General features: G+C 36.5%; 8 protein-coding genes. 3 read left to right on the top strand and 5 right to left on the bottom strand.

Annotated features, from left to right (window positions below; translation table 11 throughout):
• Positions 1-47 precede the first annotated feature (47 nt).
• Both CRG87_RS04660 and CRG87_RS04655 read left to right on the top strand, forming a co-directional pair.
• Positions 48-1,049, top strand: a complete 1,002-nt coding sequence (locus CRG87_RS04660) for an NAD(P)/FAD-dependent oxidoreductase (RefSeq protein ID WP_074426394.1) — start codon at positions 48-50, stop codon at positions 1,047-1,049.
• Between the two features lie 11 nt (positions 1,050-1,060).
• Entirely contained in the window at positions 1,061-1,711 is a 651-nt protein-coding gene (locus CRG87_RS04655; protein WP_074426393.1) for a VTT domain-containing protein, read from the top strand.
• Between the two features lie 12 nt (positions 1,712-1,723).
• Here CRG87_RS04655 and CRG87_RS04650 read toward each other — a convergent pair whose 3' ends face one another.
• From CRG87_RS04650 to CRG87_RS04630, 5 genes are read right to left on the bottom strand one after another with little or no spacing between them, the layout of a single operon-like run.
• Positions 1,724-2,332 (bottom strand): TIGR01906 family membrane protein, encoded by a 609-nt coding sequence (locus tag CRG87_RS04650; RefSeq protein WP_074426392.1) that lies wholly within the window; start codon positions 2,330-2,332, stop codon positions 1,724-1,726.
• Positions 2,329-3,105: a TIGR01457 family HAD-type hydrolase gene (locus tag CRG87_RS04645; RefSeq protein ID WP_074426391.1), complete on the bottom strand. Its 777-nt coding sequence runs from the start codon at positions 3,103-3,105 to the stop codon at positions 2,329-2,331. Before CRG87_RS04645 ends, CRG87_RS04650 begins: the two co-directional genes overlap by 4 nt.
• Positions 3,106-3,693: a YutD family protein gene (locus tag CRG87_RS04640; protein WP_074426390.1), complete on the bottom strand. Its 588-nt coding sequence runs from the start codon at positions 3,691-3,693 to the stop codon at positions 3,106-3,108.
• On the bottom strand, positions 3,668-5,068 hold the full coding sequence (locus CRG87_RS04635; RefSeq protein WP_074426389.1) for a bifunctional metallophosphatase/5'-nucleotidase: 1,401 nt from the start codon (positions 5,066-5,068) through the stop codon (positions 3,668-3,670). Before CRG87_RS04635 ends, CRG87_RS04640 begins: the two co-directional genes overlap by 26 nt.
• Positions 5,069-5,078: 10 nt before the next feature.
• Positions 5,079-5,411 (bottom strand): hypothetical protein, encoded by a 333-nt coding sequence (locus tag CRG87_RS04630; RefSeq protein ID WP_074426388.1) that lies wholly within the window; start codon positions 5,409-5,411, stop codon positions 5,079-5,081.
• An 83-nt stretch (positions 5,412-5,494) separates the two neighbouring features.
• Between CRG87_RS04630 and CRG87_RS04625 the strand changes: the two genes are divergently transcribed.
• The gene (locus CRG87_RS04625) at positions 5,495-6,865 is read left to right on the top strand and encodes a glycerophosphodiester phosphodiesterase (protein ID WP_074426387.1); all 1,371 of its coding nucleotides are present in this window, start codon (positions 5,495-5,497) and stop codon (positions 6,863-6,865) included.
• The last annotated feature ends 5 nt before the right edge of the window (positions 6,866-6,870 follow it).

Genomic DNA, 6,870 nt, shown 5'->3' with positions numbered 1-6,870 from the left:
GCAAGTACTTTTTTTCGATTTATTCCTGATGATTATCTTTTTCAATCATGTTAAAGTTATTATATCAGCGTTTAGAGGAGGTTTTAAAAATCAAAAAATTTGATACAGCAATTATTGGTGCTGGACCAATAGGATTGTTCTGCGCTAGTTTTGCACACCTACATGGATTAAAAACAGTTACTTTTGAAGCTTTAAAAGAAATTGGGGGACAACCAAAACTTCTATATCCTTTTAAGGAAATATTTGATATTCCTGTTTTTGGAAAAATATCTGGTCAGGAATTAACTGATCACTTAATTGATTCCGCCAAGGATAAGACTACTTTTCAATTGAACCATCGAGTAACATCAATTGAAAAGAATGATCAAGGATTTATTATCGATAATGATTTTCAAGTAAAGAGTATTATTATCGCCACTGGAACAGGTTCATTTTCTCCCAAAAAGTTTCCTCTGAAGATGGATGAAACCATTGAAAAGCGTGTCCATTACTTTGTTAAAGACCCGAGTCACTTTGCTGGAAAATCAATCGGCGTTTTTGGTGGCGGAGATTCTGCACTTGACTGGGCACTTGAATTAGCAAAACAACCCGGAACTAAAATCAATTTAATTCATCGAAGGGCAGATTTCCGCGGTTTAGAATCAACATTGCAAGAACTCAAAAGCTTAAAAAATGTTCAAGTTCTCACTCCTTATCTTCCTAAAACGATTGCAATACGAAATAATCAACTTGATATCGGACTTAAGCAGGTCGGTCAAACTGAGTTATTACAAAAGCAGTTCGATCAAATAGTCGTTGCTTATGGCTTTCGCGCGAATAATAGTATTGTCCGCAAATGGGGTGTTGACCTTGAAGACGGCCATATTAAAGTTTCGCGTGAAATGGAAGCTAACATCCCTGGCATTTATGCGATTGGAGATGTAGCAGCTTATCCTGGCAAAGTTCCGGTCATCGGTCTTGGATTTGGCGAAGCACAGATTGCAGTAACTGCAATTATGCGTGCACTATTTCCCGAAAAGACTTTAACCATTCATTCAACCAGTATTTAGGAGCAACATATATGACAATAATCAATTTTATTCTTCACATTGATCACCATCTGATTGAAATAGTCAACCAGTTTGGCAGCTGGACATACTTGATTATTTTTGCCATTATTTTTATTGAAACTGGATTAGTCATTTTCCCTTTTTTGCCAGGTGATTCATTGATTTTCGCCGCTAGTTCAATGGCAGTCAATCCAAAATATCACCTCAACATTTGGCTCGTGTATTTTGCAGTTTTACTAGCCGCAATACTCGGTGATGCATGTAACTATGAAATCGGGGCACGTTCGGTCAAGGCCGGAGCGAAACATTCCTGGTTTAATAAACTAATTAACCAAAAAAATCGTGAAGCAGCCGAACGATTTTTTGAGCGGCATGGCTCAATCACAATTGTAATTGGTAGGTTCATCCCCTTTATTAGGACATTTGTTCCTTTTATCTCTGGTGGTAGTAAAATGCACTACGGTACGTTTGCCATTTACAATATTATTGGCGGCATTATCTGGAGTGGACTCTTTACAATTATTGGTGCCTTGTTCGGCAACATCCCATTTGTTAAAGATCATTTCTCAATATTAATTCTAGCAATCATACTTATTTCAGTTTTACCAATTTTAATTGTTGGCTTAAAAAAACGAATGACACAAAAAAAGGAGCTCCATTAATGGAGCTCCTTTTTATTTTTTCAATAATTGATTTACAAAATATAATTCATAAATAATTCCGCCCACAGCAAAACATGACGCAAAAAAGCCTTCTGTAAGTACGTTAATAATTGGATCGGTTGATGGATCAAATAACCATGTGTTACTACCGGCGAAAAATAAATGGTGAAAAGTAATAAAAAAATCGTCAAAGTTAGTTAAAGCAAACGGTAATACAACAATTGGTAAAAGTAGAAAGAGTAAAGCCCAAACTTTATCAAGTTTAAGTGCTTTGCTTTTTTTGTTTTTAGTAATTAAGAAAATTATTAGGCAGCACAAAAACGCAAAAACCGCTAAAATAAACAGTCTCTTTACTTCCGCAAAGTGTTGCGCCGCCATTACTGAAGTTGGGAAATTGCTCATATGCAAATGCTGCTTAAATGGCCAAACCAAATAACCCATCAGTTGATTGTAGTTATGAATTACTTGCCCAACTGATAGGTTGACAGTTTTATAAGTCTTTTGAACAATGACAAAAACAAGTAGTAAGGGCCAGCTTGCAATTATTGCACCAACAACACTACTAGTAATACCGAATATGAAATGAAACATTACGGCTAAAATGGGATTGCTTTTTTTCATAGTTCAACCTCATCTAAATCATCAACTAAAATTGTTGGCTGCTTTTTATCAACAATATCATCTGGCTGAGTAATTCCTGTTGTGACTAGCAGTTGGTCCACCTTACTGTTAAATCCAGCTTTGATATCTGTATCATAATTATCACCCACAATTAGTGCGTCTTCTTTTGAACAACCCATTTTTTGCAAAACACGTTCAATGATAATTTCGGAAGGCTTCCCAATGAACAGTGGCTCTACTCCAGTTGCCGTAGCGATCATCGCACACTGCGAACCGTTTCCGGGTAATAAGCCATTTTCACTCGGCAAATTGACATCAGCATTTGTCCCAATAAACTTCGCGCCATTTCTAATTGCGTTAGTAGCAACTTGAATTTTGTGGTAAGTCAAATCAGTGTCCATTCCTACCACTACGTAATCTGGCTTCTCTTCGTTGATTTCAAATTCAGGGTGGCTTAGGAATTCATGCCATAAACCAATTTGTCCAATTAAATAAACACCAATTTTGCCACTATCAGTCTCTTTTTCATTTAGCAAATAACTAGTAGTCGCCATGCAAGGCGTATACACATGTGAAGTATCTGTCGCTACTCCATGCCCAGCCAACTTATCTACAACCATTTGCGGTGTACGCGTTGTATTATTAGTCAAAAAAAGATAATTTTTGCCAGCTGCCTCAAGTCGATGAACAAATCTTACACCAGATGCAATAGTCTCTTTTCCGCGATAGATTGTTCCATCCAGATCAATTAAAAACAATTGATAATCTTTCACTTAATTGCTACCTTTCCTCTTTTTGATTACAAAAGTGTGATTATTAGCTTGTGCCTTTTTCACTGTAACTGTTTTTGGTTTTGGTTTTTTGATGCGTGACGCACTCTTTTTATACTTTTTAAAAATAGCAGTCTTTTTGTTAGGTACAGTTTGCTTCTTATAGCGGGTTACACTGGTACGTCTTTTAAACTTAGTATTTCGGTAGTGATGCACTGGGTTCACCAGTTGCAAAATAAAATAACCGCCTCCAGGATTACAGTATTCCATCAAATAATCAGCAATTGTCTGTTCCTTGCGGTCAATTGCCGTTTGTACTTTATCTTTAAAAAAGCCTTTTAGGCGCAGGTGTTCGCTCGAAACATCACCCACAATATAATCATATTGATCTAAATAAGGGTCATATTTTTTACTTAAAAGTTCAGTATCAAGCGCTTCTTGTTTATCCACAAGTACTTGATACAGTTGCTTGTTTATTTTGATTTGCTTGCCAACTATTTTGACCGCTGCAAGTGGATGACGAAGCGGCTGCTGTTCATCAAACTTATTTTCTTTTTTTGATTCATCAATTGGGCTCTTTTGGTCCACCATTAGTTTCACTTCCTATTATTGGATATTTTTTAGCTAAATAATCACCAATTACTTCACGCAAAAATTGTGGGAATAAAAATTGATTATCCCCCACAATTGCAAGCGTAGGGAAAAAAGGCACCAAAACATAGTGGTCCAAAACAGCAATTTGATATTCTTTTGCTGGGTTTATTTCCTTCCCCTCAACAAAAACGGCTTTGCTTAGTGGATCAAACTTTATTCCGCGATAGTGCATTTGACCAAATACTTTTCCCCGAAAACTCATCCCTTGAAGTGGAAAATGATCAAGGTAATGGCGATTTTTTTCGATTTCCATTACAAGGCGCCATAGGTCACTGCCTTTTAATTTTGAGCGTACAACGTGCATTGAATGAGGCAATATTTTTTGCAAGTCATACTTAGTTATGATTCCTTTTTTAAATGGTTCTAAAAATAAGCCAGTACTTAACATTGCTAGATTTGTTCCTGCAAAATCAGCAATCGCATCTAGAGACACATCAATTGCTGCCTCACGGTCTTCATCATATTTTTCTGGTAAATCTGCAACTTTCTCTTGGCTTAGGATTTCTTTTCCACGTTCTTGGTAACCTAAAATGGTTTTTTGATCATCATCATGTTCTCTCATCGAACTTGTAGCTACAACATGTGGTGAGATTCTTTGGATATGGTGCTTGTCATCAATTTCCACATGAATATTTCCTACATAATGACCCCATTTACCAGTTTGAGTAATCCAAACACCATTTACATTTCTGCCATGTGGTAACAGATCATGCGTATGGCCACCAATGATTAAATCAATTTCTGGAAAATTATGGGCCAAAAAGGAATCCATATTAAGACCAACATGCGTCAATAGGATTAAAACATCATATTTTCCTTCAATTTTGGATAGAACTTCATCCATCGCATCTTTTAGCATTTTAACGTGCCAATGATTAGGTTCATAAGATAAGGGATAAGCAGCCGTTAAACCAATTAATGCAATTCTTGTGCCTTTTTTGGTTGTCAGAATTTTATCTTGAACCGCCCAATGCGGCATTGATTCATCTTCTTCACGTAAGTTAGCAAGAACTACAGGAAAATTGGCATGATCAAAAAGGTGCTCAACTACTTCATGCGAGTTCGATATTCCCTCATTGTTGCCAATTGTGATGGCATCGTAATTAAACGAATTCATCAATTTAATATTAGCTTGACCATAAGTTGCATCAGTTAATGGATGGGATCTATCCATGAAGTCACCAGCATCAAACGTTAGCACCTGGTCGACAGTCTTATCTTGTTGCGCCTTTTTCAGATAACGACCGATTTTAGGAAAGTTTTCAAAATGTGAGTGCAAATCATTAGTATGTAAAATACGAAGTTTTTCCATCTCTTGTCCCCTAACCGATCTGATTCGATTTCAAAATCATTTCGTACGCATCCAAGACTTTACCCTTTGGCTTATCCCATTCAACCCAATCAGGATTTTTCCAATCATCCTCATTGGTTAATGTTTCAAGGTGGTAGTTTTTGTTAATATACTCTTCATAAGTGATTAACGCTTTAGTACGTGGAATATTTAGTTGCAAGATGCGCACATTTTTTATATTCCCGTGATCAACCGCCAGTTCGGCTATCCCATTTTGATCAATGTTAGAAATTTCAAAGTATTTACTGCCATCATTGCGTGTGATTTCTTCAATTAAATCTAATTCTTCATACTCTTGCTTCATCTAAATTATCCCTAAAATTAAACTGTTAAATATAGCAAAAAATGTGTAACCATGCTATCGTAATAAACAATAGAGGTGTACACATGAAACGTAAAAGCCATGTATTTACGGCTATTTTTCTTACCATAATCTTTTTGACAAGTAGTGGTTTTACTGTTGTCGGGCACCGCGGCGATCCCACGAAATATCCTGAAGAAACAATCCAGAGCGATGATTCCGCCTTTAATTCAGGTGCTGATTACGTTGAACTCGACCTTCATCTTTCAGCAGATGGACAACTGGTCGTCTCACATGATGATGATTTATATCGAGTTACTCATACACATGCAATTGTATCACAAAATACTTGGCAGGCACTTAGCCAATTAACATATGATAATGGTGAACATGTGATGAGTCTGGATGAGCTATTTGAACACTACCAAAAAAAGCCAAATACCAAATTTGTTTTAGAAACCAAAATTGATCACTCAATTGATCCGTCTTATCAACTAGAAGATGAAATTGCTACAACAATTAAAAAGTATCATATGGAAAAAAGAGTTATGATTCACTCTTTTTCTGCAGCCAGCTTATTTCACTTTCGGAAAATCATGCCAGACGCATACCTAATTTTACTTGTCGGTAGCCTTAAACGAATCAATTTTAGTAATTTACCGCAAGTCGATGCGGTCAATGTTTCGTCGGACTTAATTTTGAATCACTCTTGGCTAATTCACTGGCTTCACCGCATCAACAAACAAGTTTATGTTTGGGCAGAAATGGATGAATCACCTGAATTATGGCATTGGCTGATTAATAAAAATATAGATGGTGTTGTAACCAACTTTCCAAGTACTGGTTTTAAATACAAGCTTGCTAAGCAAGGCACTAAGAAATACGAAATTCATCGTAACGGCATCTATTTTGGTAAAGAAAAAACAGCGACAATGATGAATCCATACGTCAGAGTTAAACAAAAGAAGTATGTTAAACCTGGGCAAAAATTGGAAGTAATGTACGGCGTCCGTGCCCACAATCAACTCTACTATCAAATTGACAATCAAACCTTCATTTCCGCCGAGTTTGTCAACCTTGATTTAAAGCCACGGGACGTTGCTCCGTACCAAGACAAACAAATACTGGCCAAGCCCCAACACAAAGTACCGATTTATCGCTTACCTGAAAATCAAGCAAAAACCAAAAAGGAAATGCCAATTAATACTTTGTATAAAATTCAGAACTTTAATGGCAGTCCAAAAAGCATGTGGCTACACACCTCTTTAGGTTGGGTTAAGGCTCGTGATATTCTTTTCTATGGTTTCTTTGACGGAACTAGTTGGCATAATTACAATAAACTACCTAGAATTAATCGCTACACTAATATCGCTCTCCTGGAATATTTACCTTTGCAAGCACCAAAGACTCTAAATTTTACTCAACAGATTAGAGCAACTTGGAAATTAAATAATTGAAAGTA

Origin of the sequence: Lactobacillus apis (assembly GCF_002837055.1) — a bacterium.
Taxonomy (GTDB): Bacteria; Bacillota; Bacilli; order Lactobacillales; family Lactobacillaceae; genus Lactobacillus; species Lactobacillus apis.
This window is presented reverse-complemented; position numbering and strand designations above follow the sequence as displayed.